At 71.6% G+C, this 16,400-nt stretch carries 14 protein-coding genes; 6 read left to right on the top strand and 8 right to left on the bottom strand.

Annotated features, from left to right (window positions below; all coding sequences use genetic code 11):
* The first annotated feature begins 75 nt into the window (after positions 1-75).
* The 3 genes from Sri02f_RS19050 (at position 76) to gnd (ending at position 4,227) form a co-directional block, all read left to right on the top strand.
* Positions 76-1,716, top strand: a complete 1,641-nt coding sequence (locus Sri02f_RS19050) for a cellulase family glycosylhydrolase (RefSeq protein WP_435857139.1) — start codon at positions 76-78, stop codon at positions 1,714-1,716.
* A gap of 254 nt (positions 1,717-1,970) precedes the next feature.
* Positions 1,971-2,477, top strand: a complete 507-nt coding sequence (locus tag Sri02f_RS19045) for a MarR family winged helix-turn-helix transcriptional regulator (RefSeq protein ID WP_109002518.1) — start codon at positions 1,971-1,973, stop codon at positions 2,475-2,477.
* Positions 2,478-2,787: 310 nt separating this feature from the next.
* Entirely contained in the window at positions 2,788-4,227 is a 1,440-nt protein-coding gene (gnd, locus tag Sri02f_RS19040) for an NADP-dependent phosphogluconate dehydrogenase (RefSeq protein WP_109002517.1), read from the top strand.
* A 109-nt stretch (positions 4,228-4,336) separates the two neighbouring features.
* On the opposite strand, the gene Sri02f_RS19035 is transcribed toward gnd, so the two are convergent.
* Both Sri02f_RS19035 and Sri02f_RS19030 read right to left on the bottom strand, forming a co-directional pair.
* Positions 4,337-5,791 (bottom strand): glyceraldehyde-3-phosphate dehydrogenase, encoded by a 1,455-nt coding sequence (locus Sri02f_RS19035; protein ID WP_109002516.1) that lies wholly within the window; start codon positions 5,789-5,791, stop codon positions 4,337-4,339.
* A gap of 184 nt (positions 5,792-5,975) precedes the next feature.
* Positions 5,976-7,418 (bottom strand): MFS transporter, encoded by a 1,443-nt coding sequence (locus tag Sri02f_RS19030; protein ID WP_109002515.1) that lies wholly within the window; start codon positions 7,416-7,418, stop codon positions 5,976-5,978.
* 118 nt (positions 7,419-7,536) lie between these two features.
* On the opposite strand from Sri02f_RS19030, the gene Sri02f_RS19025 reads away from it, so the two are divergent.
* Entirely contained in the window at positions 7,537-8,154 is a 618-nt protein-coding gene (locus Sri02f_RS19025; protein ID WP_109002514.1) for a MerR family transcriptional regulator, read from the top strand.
* Between the two features lie 175 nt (positions 8,155-8,329).
* A complete protein-coding gene (locus Sri02f_RS19020) occupies positions 8,330-8,728 on the top strand; it encodes an SseB family protein (RefSeq protein ID WP_109002513.1) in 399 nt (132 codons plus the stop codon).
* A 193-nt stretch (positions 8,729-8,921) separates the two neighbouring features.
* Here Sri02f_RS19020 and Sri02f_RS19015 read toward each other — a convergent pair whose 3' ends face one another.
* The 6 genes from Sri02f_RS19015 to Sri02f_RS18990 all read right to left on the bottom strand — a co-directional run bounded on the left by Sri02f_RS19015 (position 8,922) and on the right by Sri02f_RS18990 (position 14,099).
* A complete protein-coding gene (locus tag Sri02f_RS19015) occupies positions 8,922-9,314 on the bottom strand; it encodes a MarR family winged helix-turn-helix transcriptional regulator (protein WP_109002512.1) in 393 nt (130 codons plus the stop codon).
* 76 nt (positions 9,315-9,390) lie between these two features.
* A complete protein-coding gene (locus Sri02f_RS19010; RefSeq protein ID WP_109002511.1) occupies positions 9,391-9,741 on the bottom strand; it encodes a VOC family protein in 351 nt (116 codons plus the stop codon).
* Between the two features lie 170 nt (positions 9,742-9,911).
* Complete coding sequence (locus tag Sri02f_RS19005) at positions 9,912-10,946, bottom strand: LacI family DNA-binding transcriptional regulator (protein ID WP_109002510.1); 1,035 nt, start codon at positions 10,944-10,946, stop codon at positions 9,912-9,914.
* Entirely contained in the window at positions 10,943-11,848 is a 906-nt protein-coding gene (locus Sri02f_RS19000; RefSeq protein WP_109002509.1) for a carbohydrate ABC transporter permease, read from the bottom strand. The genes Sri02f_RS19005 and Sri02f_RS19000 overlap by 4 nt, the downstream gene beginning before the upstream one ends.
* Positions 11,845-12,771, bottom strand: a complete 927-nt coding sequence (locus Sri02f_RS18995; RefSeq protein ID WP_109002508.1) for a carbohydrate ABC transporter permease — start codon at positions 12,769-12,771, stop codon at positions 11,845-11,847. Before Sri02f_RS18995 ends, Sri02f_RS19000 begins: the two co-directional genes overlap by 4 nt.
* Positions 12,768-14,099, bottom strand: coding sequence for an ABC transporter substrate-binding protein (locus Sri02f_RS18990; RefSeq protein WP_109002507.1), 1,332 nt, complete (start codon positions 14,097-14,099; stop codon positions 12,768-12,770). Before Sri02f_RS18990 ends, Sri02f_RS18995 begins: the two co-directional genes overlap by 4 nt.
* Positions 14,100-14,326: 227 nt before the next feature.
* Between Sri02f_RS18990 and Sri02f_RS18985 the strand changes: the two genes are divergently transcribed.
* Positions 14,327-16,348 carry a beta-galactosidase gene (locus Sri02f_RS18985; RefSeq protein WP_109002506.1) on the top strand — a complete coding sequence of 674 codons (2,022 nt, stop codon included), beginning with the start codon at positions 14,327-14,329 and terminating at the stop codon, positions 16,346-16,348.
* The last annotated feature ends 52 nt before the right edge of the window (positions 16,349-16,400 follow it).

Genomic DNA, 16,400 nt, shown 5'->3' with positions numbered 1-16,400 from the left:
AGCACGACAAGAAGCACGACAAGCAGGACGAGCACGACAACGAGCACGCCGCCAACGCACCGCCCGGGCAATCCCCTGGGCACGCTGCTGACCAGGCTGGCGGCCCTCCTCGGCCTGGTCCTCGTCGGCGCGCTGAGCCCGGCCGTCGCACTCGCCCAGGACCAGGCCCGCTCGCCCGGGGCCCTCGCCACGGGTCTCCACATCAGCGGCGGCCGCCTGGTGGAGGGCAACGGGAACGACTTCGTCATGCGGGGCGTCAACCACGCCCACACCTGGTATCCGGGCCGGACGCAGCAGTCGCTCGCCGACATCAAGGCGATGGGCGCCAACGCCGTGCGCGTCGTCCTCGCCGACGGCCACCGCTGGAGCGCCAACAGCCCCTCCGACGTCGCGAACGTCATCGCCCAGTGCAAGGCCAACCGGCTCATCTGCGTGCTGGAGGTGCACGACACCACCGGCTACGGCGAGGACAGCGCGGCCGGCACGCTCGACCAGGCGGCCGACTACTGGATCGGCCTGAAGGACGTCCTGGCCGGCCAGGAGGACTACATCATCGTCAACATCGGCAACGAACCGTGGGGCAACACCGACCCGGCGGGCTGGACGGCGCCCACGATCGCCGCGGTCAAGAAGCTGCGCGCCGCCGGTCTCCGGCACACGATCATGGTGGACGCCCCCAACTGGGGCCAGGACTGGCAGGGCGTGATGAAGGCCAACGCCCGGTCCGTGTACGACGCCGACACCACCGGCAACCTGATCTTCTCGATCCACATGTACAGCGTCTTCGACACGGCGGCGGAGGTCACCGACTATCTGCACACCTTCGTCGACGCCGGACTGCCCCTGCTGATCGGGGAGTTCGGCGGCCCCGCCGACCAGTACGGGGACCCCGACGAGGACACCATGATGGCCGCCGCCCAGCAGCTCAGGCTCGGGTACCTGGCCTGGTCCTGGAGCGGCAACACCGACCCGATCCTCGACCTGGCGCTCGACTTCGATCCCGCCCGGCTCAGTTCCTGGGGCAAGCGCATCTTCAACGGCGTCAACGGGATCGCCCAGACCGCGAAGGAGGCCACCGTCTTCGGCGGCGGGACCCCCGGCGACACGCAGGCCCCCACCGCCCCCGGCGCCCCGACCGCCTCGGCGGTGACGGCGACCTCGGCCACCCTCTCCTGGGCGGCCGCCACCGACGACGTCGGCGTCGCCGGATACGACGTCGTCCGGATCAACGGGACCACCGAGACCGGTGTCGCCGCGTCGACCGCCACCACCGCCACCGTGACCGGGCTGACGGCGAACACGGCGTACACCTTCGCCGTCTACGCCCGTGACGCCGCCGGGAACCGCTCCGCCCGCTCGACCGCCGTGAACGTCACCACCGCCGGGGCTCCCGCCGTGGCGTGCTCCGTCGGCTACCGCGTGGTGGGGGAGTGGCCGGGCGGCTTCCAGGGTGAGATCACCCTGCGCAACACCGGCTCCACCCCGATCAGCGGCTGGCGGCTGGCCTTCGCCTTCGCGGACGGACAGGCCGTCACCAGCATGTGGGGCGGAACCGCCGCCCAGAGCGGCGGCTCGGTGACCGTGACCCCCGCCGCCTACACCTCCACCGTCCCCGCCGGCGGCTCGGTCGGCGTCGGCTTCATCGGCAACAAGGGCGCGACCAACACCGCACCGACCGCGTTCACCCTGAACGGCGGTGCCTGCAGCACCGTCTGACGGACCGTCGGAACAGTGGACCGTCGGGCCGCGTCACCGGCCGGCGTGAGGCGCTCGCCGCCTCCGCCGGTCGCCGGTCGGCAGACGGGCCGCCCGGTGAGCAGGCGGCCCGCACCGGTCGTCCCCCTGCCGGCGCGGCCGCCCGAAGGCGCCGAGCACGCTCGGAGGGACCTTGGCGCGACCGCGGCGCGACCTCTCGTCCACCAGACTCACGGACCGCGGCCCGCCTGTCGGGCACCCCGTAATGTGTGCCCATGTCCACGACGCCCCGCTGGCTCAACGCCGACGAACGCCGAGCCTGGCTGGCCTACGTCGAGTTCTCCACGCTGCTCGCCGACCACCTCAACCGCCAGCTGCGGCGCGACGCCGGGATGACGCACGCCGACTACAGCCTGCTGGCCTACCTCTCCATGGCCCCCGACGGCACCCTCGGCATGTCGGACCTCGCCGAGCGTCTGAAGATCACGCGCAGCCGGCTCACCCACGCGGTGAGCCGGCTGCGCGAGGTCGGTCTCGTCGACCGCCGGGAGGATCCCGCCGACGGCCGTGGCCAGCTCGCCTTCCTCACCGACGAGGGCAGGGCGCTGCTGGAGGTGGTGGCTCCCGGTCACGTCGAGGCCGTGCGCCGGGCGGTGTTCGACGTTCTCACCCCCGAACAGGTGCGTCAGTTCGGGGACATCGGTGAGGCGATCAGCCAGGCCCTGCACCGGGCCGAGAGCGCCGAGGCCGACCCCGCGGCGCTGCCCTGGCGTCGCCGCTAGCCGTACGGGAAGCCCGGCGGTCCGGCCCGCTCCGGTCCGGCCCGCTCCGGCCCGCTCCGGCCCGCTCCGGTCCGGCCCGCTCCGGTCCGCTCCGGGCCGGGCCTGGTCTGGCCTGGTCTGGCCGGTCGAGGCGAGGTCGGTCGGGGCGGAGCGGTGGTGGTGTTGCGGTCGGGGTCGGCGGCGGGTCCGGGGCCGGCCCGGGTGAAGGAATCGGCGGGGAATCGAGAAGAACCGGCCGGCGGTCCGTACCTGGGGGTACCGGGGGCCGCCCGCCCCTCCGACCGCGCCACCGATCCAAGGGACATACCTCGTGAACGCAACCGCCGCCATCGGCGTCACCGGCCTCGGCGTGATGGGCCGCAACCTCGCGCGCAACTTCGCCCGCAACGGCTACACCGTCGCCGTCCACAACCGCAGCGCCGGTCGCACCCGTGCGCTGGTCGAGGAGTTCGGCCACGAGGGCGCCTTCGTCCCCGCCGAGTCGGCCGCCGACTTCGTGGCGGCGCTCGAACGCCCCCGACGGCTGATGATCATGGTGCAGGCGGGCGAGGTCACCGACGCGGTCATCGAGGAGTTCGCCCCGCTCCTGGAGCCCGGCGACATGATCATCGACGGCGGCAACGCCCACTACGCCGACACCCGCCGCCGCGAGGAGGCCCTGCGCGAGCGCGGCCTGCACTTCGTCGGCGCCGGCGTATCCGGCGGCGAGGAGGGCGCGCTGAACGGGCCGGCCGTCATGGTCGGCGGCTCTCCGGAGTCGTACGACGTCCTCGGCCCGATGTTCGAGTCCATCAGCGCGAAGGTCGACGGCGAGCCCTGTGCCACGCACATCGGCACCGACGGCGCCGGGCACTTCGTCAAGATGGTGCACAACGGCATCGAGTACGCCGACATGCAGCTCATCGCCGAGGCCTACGACCTGCTGCGCCAGGTCGCCGGCTACACCCCGGCCGAGATCGCCGGCATCTTCCGCACCTGGAACCAGGGCCGCCTCGGCTCCTACCTGATCGAGATCACCGCCGAGGTGCTCGCCCACACCGACGCCGACACCGGGCGGGCGTTCGTCGACGTCGTCGTCGACGCCGCCGGTCAGAAGGGCACCGGCCGCTGGACCGTGCAGACCGCCCTGGACCTCGGCTCCCCGGTCACGGCCATCGCCCAGGCCACCTTCGCCCGGGCCGCCTCCGGCCAGCGCGCACTGCGCGCCGCCTACGCCGGACTCCCCGGCGGCACCACGCCCCCGCTCAGCCGCACCGAGGCCTCGCGCTTCACCTCACAGGTCGAGCACGCCCTGTACGCCTCGAAGGTCATCGCCTACGACCAGGGCTGGAAGATGATCCAGGACGCGGCCGAAGAGTTCGGCTGGAAGATCGACCTGGGCGCGGTCGCCCGGATCTGGCGTGGCGGCTGCATCATCCGCGCCTCGTTCCTCGACCGCATCCGCGCCGCGTACGCGGCCGACCCGAAGCTGGTCAGCCTGCTCGGCGAGATGGAGTTCGCCATGGAGATCACCGACGCGCAGGTGCCCTGGCGCGAGACCGTGGCCTCCGCCGCCCGCCGCGGCATCCCGGTGCCCGCCTTCTCCGCCGCGCTCGCCCACTACGACACCCTGCGCGCCGAGCGGCTGCCCGCCGCGCTGCTCCAGGGGCAGCGCGACTACTTCGGCGCCCACACCTACGGCCGCACCGACCGCCCGGGCGCGTTCCACACCCACTGGGCCGAGTCCGGCCGTCCGGAGACGTCCGCCTGACGGAAGCCTCCGACTCGGCGGAAGCCGCGAACGGCGGAAGCCGCGAACGGCGGGGGCGGGGCACCCATGAGGTGCCCCGCCCCCGCCGTGCGGTATCGGCGAGGGCCGGTCAGACGCTCGTCGCCGGGTACGTCGGGTACTCCACGCCCGAGACGTGCTGGACGACGCGGACGACCTGGCAGGAGTAGCCGAACTCGTTGTCGTACCAGAGGTAGAGGATCGCGTTGTCGCCGTCGACCTTGGTGGCGCCGGCATCGATGATCGAGGCGTGGCGCGAGCCGATGAAGTCCATCGAGACCGCGTCCGGCGCCGTGGTGAAGTCGATCTGTCGACGCAGCGGCGAGGTCAGCGAGACGCCGCGCAGGTACTCGAGGACCGTCTCACGGTCCGTCTCGCGGCCCAGCCGCAGGCTCAGGATCGCGATCGAGACGTCCGGCACCGGGACGCGGATCGAGCTGCCGGTGATCGGCGCCTGGAGGTCGGGCAGCGCCTTGGCGACCGCGGACGCGGCGCCGGTCTCGGTGATGACCATGTTGAGCGGCGCCGAGCGCCCGCGCCGGTCGGCCTTGTGGTAGTTGTCCAGCAGGTTCTGGTCGTTGGTGAACGAGTGGACGGTCTCCACGTGGCCGCGCAGCACGCCGTACTCGTCGTTCATCGCCTTCAGGGGCGGGACGATCGCGTTGGTGGTGCAGGAGGCGCAGGACAGGATCTGCTCCTCCGGCTTGATCGTGTCGTGGTTGACGCCGTGCACGATGTTCGGGACGTCGCCCTTGCCGGGCGCGGTCAGCACCACCTTGTCGACGCCGGGCCGCAGGTGCTTGGAGAGGCCCTCGCGGTCGCGCCACTTGCCTGTGTTGTCGATCAGGATGGCGTTGTCGATGCCGTACGCCGTGTAGTCGACCTCGGACGGGTCGTCGGCGTAGATGACCGTGATCTCGTTGCCGTTGGCGATGATGCGGTTGTTGGCCTCGTCGACCGTGATCGTGCCCTGGAACTGGCCGTGCACGGAGTCGCGGCGCAGCAGCGAGGCCCGCTTGACGAGGTCGTCGGCGGCCCGGGTTCCGCCGCCGCGCACCACGATGGCGCGCAGTCGCAGACCGTTGCCGGAGCCGGACTTCTCGATCAGCAGCCGGGCGACGAGCCGGCCGATGCGGCCGAAGCCGTACAGGACGACGTCGCGCGGCTCGCGGCGGTCGATCTTGTTGGCGCCCGTGGCCCCGGCGACGGCCTCGGCGGTGAAGTCCAGCACCGACAGACCGCGGTCGTCGGCACGGTGGCTCTCGGCGAGGATGCCGATGTCGATCTGGGCCGGACCGAGGTCGAGGGTGGTCAGGGCCTCCAGGAACGGCAGCGTCTCGGTGACCGAGAGCTCCTCGCCCGCGATCTGCCGGGCGAACCGGTGGGTCTTGAGGATGCTGACCACCGACTTGTTCACCAGGGAGCGGCTGTGCAGCAGGACGGTCACGTCCCGCTCGCGGTGCAGCTTCCCGATCATCGGGATCATCGACTCCGCGATCTCCTCGCGGTTCTTCCAGTCAGTGAACGAATCGTCGTTGAGCGTCACGGGCCTATCTTTCGAGCTAGGTGGCGCTCATATGCTAACCCCGAGGTCGTTCGATCATTCAAGCGGGCCTGCGCTCAGGTGTGCGGGCCTGGCCGGGACGGCCGGACGCGGGGGAGAAGGACGGTGCCTCGGCCGTTGAAGGGGGCGGGGCGGAGGCGTCCGCCCCGACCGTCGGCCAGGGCTGTCACGCCTCTTCGGGGACGTGCTGCCGGCGCGGGACGGCCAGGGCGCACAGCGCGCCGGCGAACACCACCGCGACGCCGACCCACACCGCGGGGTGCAGTCCGTCCACGAACTCGCGCTGCCCGCGGGTGCTGCCGTGCGCCGTGAAGACGGTGCTCAGTACGGCGATGCCGAGGGCGCCGCCGATCTCGCGCACGGTCGCGTTGGCGCCGGACGCCTTGCCCGCGTGGTGCTTGGCGACCGAGCCGAGCACGACCGCCGCCGTCGGCGCGAACACGAAGCCCATGCCGACACCGGCCACGATCATCGGCCCCACCAGCGACGGGTACGCCGTGTCGACGTCCGCGACCAGATTGATCCAGCCCAGCCCGACCCCCTGGAGGAAGAGACCGAGCGCCATCAACCGTCCGCCGCCCACCCGGTCGGTGAGCAGACCGGCCGCCGGGGCGACGAACATCGGCATCAGCGTCCAGGCCAGGGTGCGCACGCCGGCCTCCAGCGGGGTGCGCGCGGGCACGATCTGGAGGTACTGGGCCAGCAGGAACAGGGAGCCGAAGACACCGAAGTACATGGTCGCCGAGACGATGTTGGTGAGGGTGAAGGACCGCGCCCGGTAGAACGACAGCGGCAGCATCGGCGCCTCCGTCCGCGCCTCCCAGGCGACGAAGGCGACGAGCAGCGCCGCGCCCGCCGTGAACGTGCCCAGCACCTTCGCCGACGTCCAGCCGTCCGGCTCGCCGTGCACGATCGCCCACACCACCGCGCACAGGCCGGCCGCGGCGAGCGCCATGCCGACGAGGTCGAGCCGGACGGCGGGCAGCGAGCTCTCCCGCAGGGCGAACAGCACCAGCGGGATCGCGATCACGCACACCGGCACGTTGATCCAGAAGATCCACCGCCAGTCCAGACCGTCGACGACCGCGCCGCCGACCACCGGGCCCATGGCCACGGCCAGACCGCTCACGCCGGACCACACGCCCAGCGCCATTCCGCGCAGCCGGTCCGGCACGGCCTGGGACAGCAGGGTCAGCGACAGCGGCATCACGGCCGCCGCCCCGAAGCCCTGGACCGCGCGGAAGGCGATCAGCTGGGCGCTGGTGTCGGCGAGACCGCAGCCGACGGAGGCCAGGGTGAACACGGCGATGCCGGCGACGAAGATCCTGCGACGTCCGAACCGGTCGCCGAGCGCGGCGCCGGTCATGAGCAGACAGGCGAAGCTCAGCACGTACGCGTTGACGAACCACTGCAGTTCCTGGGTGTCCGCCCGCAGGTCGACGGCCAGGGTGTGCAGGGCCGTCGATACGACGAGGTTGTCGAGCGCGACCATGAACATGGGCACGCTCGCGGCGACGATCGCGAGCCACAGGGGTATGCGGCGGCGCTCGGGCGGCGGGGCGGGGGCGGCCGGTCGGCCGAGGATCGGGATGTTCTCGGACAGCGTCATGACTGATGCCTTCTCTCCGGCGGTGCGCAAGAATATTGGATACCTCTACTATCCGTGTTAGACAGTAGAGGTATCCAACACTCGGGGCAAGGCCGACCAGCGAACCGGAGCCGATCGCATGCGCATCTCCGAACTGAGCCGTCGTAGCGGCGTCTCCGTGACGACGATCAAGTACTACCTCCGCGAGGGGCTCCTCCCGCCGGGCCGTCAGACGGCCGCCACCCAGGCCGAGTACGACGACCAGCACCTGCACCGGCTCCGGCTGATCCGTGCGCTGACCGGCGTACGAGGTCTGTCGGTCAGCACCGTCCGGGAGGTGCTCGACGCCCTCGCGGAGCACGCGGACGACACCCACCGTCTGCTGGGAGTGGCGCTGGGGTCCGTCCGGGTGGGCGAGAAGGCCGGGCAGGACGCTCCGGAGGCGGCCGAAGTGGCCGAACTCGTCGAGGAGTTGGACTGGCGGGTCCACGCGGCGGCGCCCGCGCGTGCCGTCCTCGCCGAGACCCTGAGCTCCCTGCGCGCCCTCGGTGTCCCGCTCGACTGGCGCACGCTCCTGCCGTACGCGCGGCTCGCCGAGCGCACGGCGGTCCTCGATCTCGACCAACTCGACGGGCTCGACGACCCGTTGGAGACCGCCGAGCGCGCCCTCCTGCTGACGGTCCTCCTGGAGCCCGCACTGATGGCGCTCAGGCGCATGGCCCAGGAGAACGAGTCGGCCCGCCGTCACCTGCCGTGACCGCCCGCGCCGGGACGTGACCGAGGCCCAGCTGCTCGGAGTGCGGCCACGAGCCGCCTCCTGCGGCCGAGGGGCGCATGGCGCGCTGCCGACGTGGCGAACCGCCCTCGCCGGGGTGATTGAGCCCTGCACGGTCGGGTACGCGAGGCCGGACCGCCGCTACCAGGGAGCTTCCATGGAGACACCCGCGCACGACCGCTCGAACAATCCCGCTGCGCGCGCGCTGGACGCGCTGGCCCGGGACACCGGGAACACCGACGCACTGGACACGCTCGCGCACAGCGACGTGCTCGTCCCGGTGCCCGACGACGCCACCGACGAGGACGTCACCAACCCGACCACGGTCGCCCTGCCCGTTCTCGAACAGCCCGGGGGCGCGCACGTGGTCCCGGTGTTCACCTCGGAGCCGGAGATGGCCGACCTGCTGCCGGAGATCGACCGCTATCGGCTGGTGCCGCTCGCCGCGCTCGCCGCGCAGTGGCCGAGCGGAGAACTGTCGCTCTCGATCGACGGGGCCGGCGATCACCCGCTGACGCTGACCTCCGAAGGGGTGCGCACGCTGCTCGTCCGCTGAGGCACGGGAAGGCGGGGGCCTGTGCGACTCCGGCCCGCCCGTCCCGCTCGGAGCAGGCGGCGCCGGCGCCTCGGCGGGCAAGCACGTCGTCCCGACGGCCGTCGCCGCCGGGGCCGCGCGGTGCGGGCAGCGGGCGCCGGCAGACTCCGGCCCACAGCGCCCACAGTCGGCCGCGGGCGGGCGGCCGCCGGGATCAGGACCCGGTCAGCATCCGTTCCAGCACCTGCCGCTGCAGTGGCAGCACCTCGGTGTGCAGGTCACGGCCCCGGTGGGTCAGGGCGACATACACCCCACGCCGGTCCTCCAGGCAGACGGACCGTTCCACCAGGCCCTCCTTCTCCAGGCGGCCGATGAGCCGGGACAGTGCGCTCTGGCTGAGATGCACGCGTCCGACGAGGTTCTGCACCCGGCACTGGTCGCCTTCCCGGGGCGCCTCGGAGGCGAGGATGTCGAGCACCTCGAAGTCGCTGGCGCCGAGGCCGTGCGGGTGGAGCGCCCGATCGATCTCGCACATCGTGCGCGCGTGGACCGACAGGATGTCGCGCCACCGCTCCTCCAGGCCCGCCCCGGCCGTTTTCGCTGCCATACCCGCACGGTAACACCGATCCGCCAATTCATTGACAGTGCAACTAGTGCGGGTGCATGCGGTCGGCGGGGCGTGCTCAGGCGGTCGGATCCTGGAGCAGCCCCACGAGGTTGCCGTCCGCGTCCTTCACGAAGGCGATCAGCCTGCCGCCGCCGACGTCCTGGGCGTCCTGCAGCAGCTCCGCGCCCGCCGCCAGCAGCGCCGCGAGCCGCTCGCGCAGGTCCGTGACGTGCCAGTACGGAACCGGTCCGGTCATGCCCTTGGCGTGCCCGTTGGGGTCCAGGCCGACGTCCTGGCCGGCGGCCTTGAAGCCGACGTAGTACGGCTCGTCGGCATACGGCTCGACCTCCAGCAGCGCGCTGAACAGGGCCTTGGCCCGGACGAGGTCCTTGACGGGATAGATGACGGTCTGCAGGCCGGCGGCCATGGCGTCCTCCTCGGTGTGCGGTCCGTGCGAACACGTCCGTGTTCTCGCACTCCTCACGCTAGGCCGGGGAAGGGCCGGACGGCTTCTCCGATCCTGACCCGTTGGCCCGACCTGACGCACGAACCGCCCGCCCGCCCGCCCGCCCGCCCCTCGGCCCGGCTCCGGTGACGTCAGGTCGACTCGCGCTTGACCAGTTCCGTCGGCAGGATCACCGCCGCCGGTTCCTCGCCCCCGATCTGGGCGAGCAGCACGCGGACCATCTCGCTGCTGATGCGGTCCCAGGGCTGGCGGATGGTGGTGAGGGAGGGAGAGGCCGCGGTCGCCGCTGGGGAGTCGTCGAAGCCGCCCACCGCGACGTCCTGCGGCACCCGCCGGCCCGCCCGGCGCAGTGCCGTGAGCACACCCTGCGCCATCAGGTCGGACGCGACGAACACCGCGTCCAGGTCCGGGGCCCGGTCCAGCAGCCGCTCGGCCCCCGCCTCGCCGCTGGCCCGGCTGTAGTCGCCGGAGACCACGATCCCCTCGTCGTACTGGACGCCCGCCTCGGCGAGCACCTCCCGGTACCCCGCCAGCCGCTCCACACCGCCGGGGGTGTCCAGCGGCCCGGTGACCACGCCGATGCGCCGACGGCCCTGCGCGAGCAGATGGCGCACCATGTCCCGGGCGCCGTCGCGGTCGTCGGCGGCCACGTAGCTCACCTTGGAGCCGATCCCGATCGGCTTGCCGCACGCGACCAGCGGCACGCCCGCCTCGCGCAGCTCGGTCGCGATCGGGTCGCCGGAGTGACTGGAGACCAGCAGCACCCCGTCGACGTGCCCGGCGGTGATGTACCGCGTGATGCGTCGCCGCTCGTCCTCGGTTCCCGCCAGCATCAGCAGCAGGGGGACGTCGTGCGCGGCCAGCGCCTGGGTGCAGCCGCGCAGCAGGACATTGAAGTTGGGGTCCTCGAAGAACCGTTCCTGAGGTTCCGTCAGCAGGAAGCCCACGGAGTCGGAACGGCCGGTGATCAGCGAGCGGGCGTGCCGGTTCACGACGTAACCCGTCCTGCGGATGGCGGCGTTGACCGCCTCGGCCGCGGCCGGGCTGACGTAGTGCCCGCCGTTGAGGACGCGCGAGACGGTGCCGCGCGAGACGCCCGCCTCCCGCGCCACGTCGTGGATGGTCGGCGGTCTGCGCCGGCCCCCGGCCCCATTGTTCATGGTCATGACTTTACGGCTCCGGAGAGCAGATCCAGGCTCCAGAACCGCTGGACCACCAGGAAGAGCGCCACGAGCGGGACCACCGCGAGGAACGCGCCGGTGATCACCAGTGTGTAGAGCGCCGGAGTGTTGGCGCCCTGTTCCAGGAGGGTGAACAGGCCGAGGGTGATCGGGAACTTCTCGTCGTCGCTCAGCATGATGTACGGCAGCAGGAAGTTGTTCCACACCGCGACGAACTGGAACAGGAACACCGTGACCAGGCCCGGGACCATCATCGGCAGCGCGATCCGGGTGAAGATCCGCCACTCGCTCGCCCCGTCCATGCGGCCGGCCTCCACCACGTCGTCCGGAACGGCCGCGGCGGCGTAGATGCGCGCGAGGTAGACGCCGTAGGGGGAGAGGATCTGCGGCAGCAGCACCGACCAGTACGAGTCGGTGAGGCCGGTCTTGGCCAGCAGCAGGTACTGTGGAACGGCGAGGATGATCGGCGGCATCAGCACGCCCGCCAGCAGGATGTTGAACATCGTCTCGCGGCCGCGGAAGCGGTACGTCGCCAGCGCGTAGCCGCTGAACGCCGACACGCACGTCGACAGCAGCGCGCCGAGACCTGCGTACAGGGCGGAGTTGCCCATCCACTGCCAGTAGACGCCGTCGCGGTAGGCGGTGAGGTCCCTCAGGTTGTCGGTGAAGCCCGTGCCCGGCAGGAACGTGAACGTGGTGAACAGCTCGCGCCCGGACTTGGTGGACGCGATCACCACCCACGCCACCGGCAGCAGGCAGTAGAGCGCCCCCAGGAGCAGCGTGAGGGTGGGGACCAGCGCGATCCGGCGGCGCAGCGGCGGACCGCTGCGGGCCGTGCCCGCGGCGCCGGCCGCCGACGGGGCCTTGTGGACGGCAAGAGAACTCATCGCGCTGCCTCCTGCCTGTTGCGACGGTTCGCGCCCCGCAGGAAGCCGAAGGACAGCACCAGCGTGGCGAGCGCGATGATCACGGCCTCGGCGGCCGCCTGGTAGACGTCCCCGGCGCCGAACGCGTCCCGGTACACCTTCATCAGCGGACTCCAGGTCGTGGAGACGGAGTTGGTGAGGGGCTTGAGGGTGGTCGGTTCGCTGAACACCTGGAGCGTGGCGATGATCGAGAAGAAGAAGGTCAGCACCAGCGAAGGCGCCACCATCGGGATCTTGATCCTGAGGGCGATCTGCAGCGGGGTGGCGCCGTCCAGCTTCGCCGCCTCGTACACCTCGGCCGGGACGGCCTGCAGCGAGGTGTAGATGACGATCATGTTGAAGCCGGTGCCGCCCCAGATCGCGATGTTCGACAGGGCGAGGTACAGCGGGCCGCCGTCCAGCAGGTCCGGCTGCGGCAGGCCCAGCTTCTCGAGGACGTAGTAGAAGGGACTGACGTCCGGCAGGTACAGGAAACCCCAGAGCAGCGCCGCGACGACGCCCGGGACGGCGTACGGCAGGAAGATCGCGAGCCGGGTGAACGGGGCGAGGCGCACCCGGTCGGAGTCGAGCATCAACGCGAACAGCAGCGCCAGGCCGAGCATCACCGGGACGACGATGCAGCCGTAGCCGAGGACGTGCAGCGCGCCGTCGAGCAGCTCGCTGTCGGTGAATGCGTCGGTGTAGTTCTCGACGCCGGCCCACACCTCCTTCCGGGCACCCGAGCCCAGGCCGAGCCCGGAGACGTGCACCTTGTGGAAGCTGAGCCACACCGCGTACCCGATGGGCAGCGCGAAGAACAGGGCGAACAGGATCGTCGCGGGGAGGAGGAAGCCGTACGGGGCACCCTTGACCCCGTACGACCTCCGGCGGTGTGCGGTGGTCACTCGGAGACCTCGAAGCCCTGCTTCTTCATGTCGGCGACGGTGGCCGACTGCATCTTCGCCAGGGCGGCGGAGAAGTCCGACCTGTCCTTGGCGGCGGCGCCGAAGGCGTCGTTGAAGGTCGTGTAGGCCACGTTCACGTTCGGGCCCCAGGCCGAGGGCGCCGTCGTCCTGGCGATCTTGGCGGCCAGGGTGTAGAAGTCCGCCTGGTTCGAGAAGTAGTCCGGCGGAGTGGTGAAGGCTCCGCTGAGCTGGGCGGAGGTGGAGGCGGGGTAGATGCCGCCCTCCTTGGCCAGCGCGCTCAGGGCGTCGCCGTCGGTGTTCAGCCAGGCGGCGAACTTCGCGGCGGCCTCCTGGTGCTTCGAGTCCGTCGTCACGGCCGTGGAGGACCCGCCCCAGCTGCCGGTCACGTTCTCGCCGTTCGACCACTGGGGGAGCGGGGCCATGGCCCACTTGCCCTTGGTGTCGGGCGCGGCGGTGGTCAGGGTGCCGGGGGCCCACACGGCGGAGACCCAGGCGATCTGCTTGCCGGTGTCGAGCGCCTTGTTCCAGGCCGGCGTGTACATCGGCTGGTTGTCGACGGCGCCCTCCTTGACGAGGCCGCCCCAGAAGTCGGCGACCTTCTTGGTGGCCGCGTCGTCGATGGCGACCTTCCACTTGTCCCCGGAGGTGGTCCACCACTTGGCGCCGGCCTGCTGGGCGAGGCCCGCGAAGAGGCCGGAGTCGTTGGCGGAGAAGGTGGTGAGGTCCGTGCCGGGGGACTTCTTCTTCAGTGCGCGCGCGGTCTCGGCGAACTGCTCCCACGTCGCGGGGACCGTCAGGCCGTACTTCTTGAAGAGGTCCGCGCGGTAGTAGAACATCATGGGGCCGATGTCCTGCGGCACCGCGTAGACGGCGTCGGTGCCGAGCGTGGTCTGCTGCCAGACCCCGTCGGCGAACTTGGCCTTCGCGTCCCCGACGTTCTTCGCTATGTCCGCCAGCGCGTCGTTGCTGACCAGCGTCGGCAACGCCTGGTACTCGGCCTGCACCAGGTCCGGGGCCTTGCCGGCCTTGTGCGCGGTGAGGATCTTGGTGATCAGTGTGTCGCCGGAGGCCTGCTTCTTCACGGTGACGGTGATCCGGTCCTTCTTGCCCTGGCCCTTGTTCCACAGGTCCACGACCTTGTCCATGCCGGGCGTCCACGTCCAGTACGTGAGCGAGACCGGGCCGGACGCGGTGCCGCCGTCGTCGTCGGAGGAGCCGCAGGCGGCGAGTGCGGTGGCGCCGAGGGTGACGGCGAGGGCGGAGGCCGCGCCTCTGACAAGGAGCCGCCGACGCTTCGTGTTGGGCATGGATCTCTCCCCTGACCTGGGTTTCCGCCCGATGCGGAAACCTGCCATGCGATCGCACGACCGGGGGCCCCGCCGTGGCGAGGCCCTGTCATGCTGTCTGTGAGCGTTCACAGTAGAGAAACATCCCGGACACTTGTCAATGGTTGTTGCTGTGCGGTTATGTTGGGCTCCGAACGCCGCCGCTGTGTGTGCACGTTCCCAAATGATCGATTAAACGGGAGACATCCATGCCGGAGACCAGCCCCAGGGGCCTCACCAGGCTCGCCTTCGGGGGGGACTACAACCCCGAGCAGTGGCCGGAAACCGTCTGGCAGGACGACGTCCGGCTGATGCGGGAGGCCGGCGTCACCATGGTCAGCGTCGGGATCTTCTCCTGGGCGCTCCTGGAGCCCGCGCCGGGCGAGTACGACTTCGGCTGGCTCGACCGCGTCCTCGGCCTCCTGCACGAGAACGGCATCCGCGTCGACCTGGGCACGCCCACGGTCGCCCCGCCCGTGTGGTTCTACCGCGACCATCCCGAGGCGCTGCCCGTCACCCCCGAGGGCGTGCGCTACGAGTTCGGTTCGCGCGGCGCGATATGCCACAGCAACGCGGACTACCGCGCCGCCGCGGCGAACATCACCACGCGCCTCGCCGAGAGGTACGCCGACCACCCGGCGCTGGCGATGTGGCACGTGCACAACGAGTACGGCGTCCCCGTCTCCGCCTGCTACTGCGACTCCTGCGCCGCCCACTTCCGCCGCTGGCTGGCGGCCGCCTACGGCACGGTCGACGCGGTCAACGAGGCCTGGGGAACGGCCTTCTGGGGCCAGCGCTACGCGCGCCTGGAGGACGTCAACCCGCCGCGCGCCACCCCGACCGTCGGCAACCCGGGCCAGGCCCTGGACTACAGGCGGTTCGCCGACGCCACCATGCGCGAGAACTTCTGCGCGGAGCGGGACATCCTGCACCGCCTCGCCCCCGGCGTCCCGGTGACGACCAACTTCATGACCGCCCTGAGCCAGTGCGACTCCGTCGACTACTGGGCCTGGGGCCGCGAGGTCGACATCGTCACCAACGACCACTACCTGATCACCGACGGCCGCCGCACCCACGTCAATCTCGCGATGGCCGCCGACCTCACCCGCTCCGTGGGCGCCGGCGCGCCCTGGATCCTGCTGGAGCACTCCACCTCGGGCGTCAACTGGCAGCCGCGCAACCCCGCCAAGGCCCCCGGCCAGATGGCCCGCAACTCCCTGGCGCACGTGGCCCGCGGCTCCGAGGGTGCCATGTTCTTCCAGTGGCGGCAGTCCCGGCGCGGCGCCGAGAAGTTCCACTCGGCGATGGTTCCGCACGGCGGCGCCGACACCCGCGTGTGGCGCGAGGTCGTCGAACTCGGCGCCTCGCTCGACTCCCTCGCCGCCCTGCGCGGCACCCGCACCGAGGCCGACGTGGCCGTGCTGTGGGACTGGCAGTCCTGGTGGGCGCAGAACCTCGCCTGGCGCCCCAGCGAGGACGCCGACCCGCGCGAGCGCGCCGACGCCTTCTACGAGGCCCTCTACGACCGCCACCTCACCGTGGACTTCGCCCGTCCCGAGGCCGACCTGTCGGCGTACCCCCTGGTCGTCGTGCCCGCCCTCTACCTGATGACCGAGGCGGCCGGGGCCAACCTCCGGGCGTACGTGGAGAACGGCGGCACCCTGGTGGTGTCGTACTTCTCGGGCATCGTCGACGAGCACGACGCCGTCCACGAGGGGGCCTGCCCGGGGGCGCTGAGGGACGTCCTCGGCCTGACCGTCGAGGAGTTCTCCCCGCTGCTCCGGGGCGAGAGCGTGCGGCTGACGGGCCCCGACGGCTGCGAACTCGGCGGTGACGTCTGGACGGAGTTCGTGGTGCCGCGCGGCGCCGAGACCGTCTGGACGTACACCGACGGTCTCGCGGCCGGCCGCCCCGCCGTCACCCGGCACCGCCTCGGCGAGGGCTCCGCCTGGTACGTCTCCACCCGGCTGGGGCAGGAAGGCCTGGACGCCCTGCTCGGCCGGGCCGCCGAGGACGCGGGGATCGCCCCGCGCGCCGGCCTGCCCCGCGACGTCGAGGTCGTACGCCGCTCCGGAGAGACGGGCCGCTACCTCTTCGCGATCAACCACACCGCCGTCGACGCCAAGGTGCCGCTGGAGACCTCCGGCGCCGAGCTGCTGACGGGCGAACGCGCCGCGGGCCGCCTGGCGGTCCCGGCCGGAGCCGTCCGGGTCGTGCGACTCGACGGCTGAGCCGACTCCCCCTCCGCCCGTGGAGCCGCGAGCCGCGGGCGGAGGGGGTCCC

This window comes from Streptomyces rishiriensis (assembly GCF_003112535.1).
Lineage (GTDB): Bacteria > Actinomycetota > Actinomycetes > Streptomycetales > Streptomycetaceae > Streptomyces > Streptomyces rishiriensis.
This window is presented reverse-complemented; position numbering and strand designations above follow the sequence as displayed.

Coding starts and splice junctions, on each gene's coding strand:
- Sri02f_RS19045 (WP_109002518.1), top strand. CDS start 1,971: ATGTCCACGACGCCCCGCTGGCTCAACGCCGACGAACGCCGAGCCTGG.
- Sri02f_RS19030 (WP_109002515.1), bottom strand. CDS start 7,418: ATGACGCTGTCCGAGAACATCCCGATCCTCGGCCGACCGGCCGCCCCC.
- Sri02f_RS19025 (WP_109002514.1), top strand. CDS start 7,537: ATGCGCATCTCCGAACTGAGCCGTCGTAGCGGCGTCTCCGTGACGACG.
- Sri02f_RS19020 (WP_109002513.1), top strand. CDS start 8,330: ATGGAGACACCCGCGCACGACCGCTCGAACAATCCCGCTGCGCGCGCG.
- Sri02f_RS19015 (WP_109002512.1), bottom strand. CDS start 9,314: ATGGCAGCGAAAACGGCCGGGGCGGGCCTGGAGGAGCGGTGGCGCGAC.
- Sri02f_RS19010 (WP_109002511.1), bottom strand. CDS start 9,741: ATGGCCGCCGGCCTGCAGACCGTCATCTATCCCGTCAAGGACCTCGTC.
- Sri02f_RS19005 (WP_109002510.1), bottom strand. CDS start 10,946: ATGACCATGAACAATGGGGCCGGGGGCCGGCGCAGACCGCCGACCATC.
- Sri02f_RS19000 (WP_109002509.1), bottom strand. CDS start 11,848: ATGAGTTCTCTTGCCGTCCACAAGGCCCCGTCGGCGGCCGGCGCCGCG.
- Sri02f_RS18990 (WP_109002507.1), bottom strand. CDS start 14,099: ATGCCCAACACGAAGCGTCGGCGGCTCCTTGTCAGAGGCGCGGCCTCC.
- Sri02f_RS18985 (WP_109002506.1), top strand. CDS start 14,327: ATGCCGGAGACCAGCCCCAGGGGCCTCACCAGGCTCGCCTTCGGGGGG.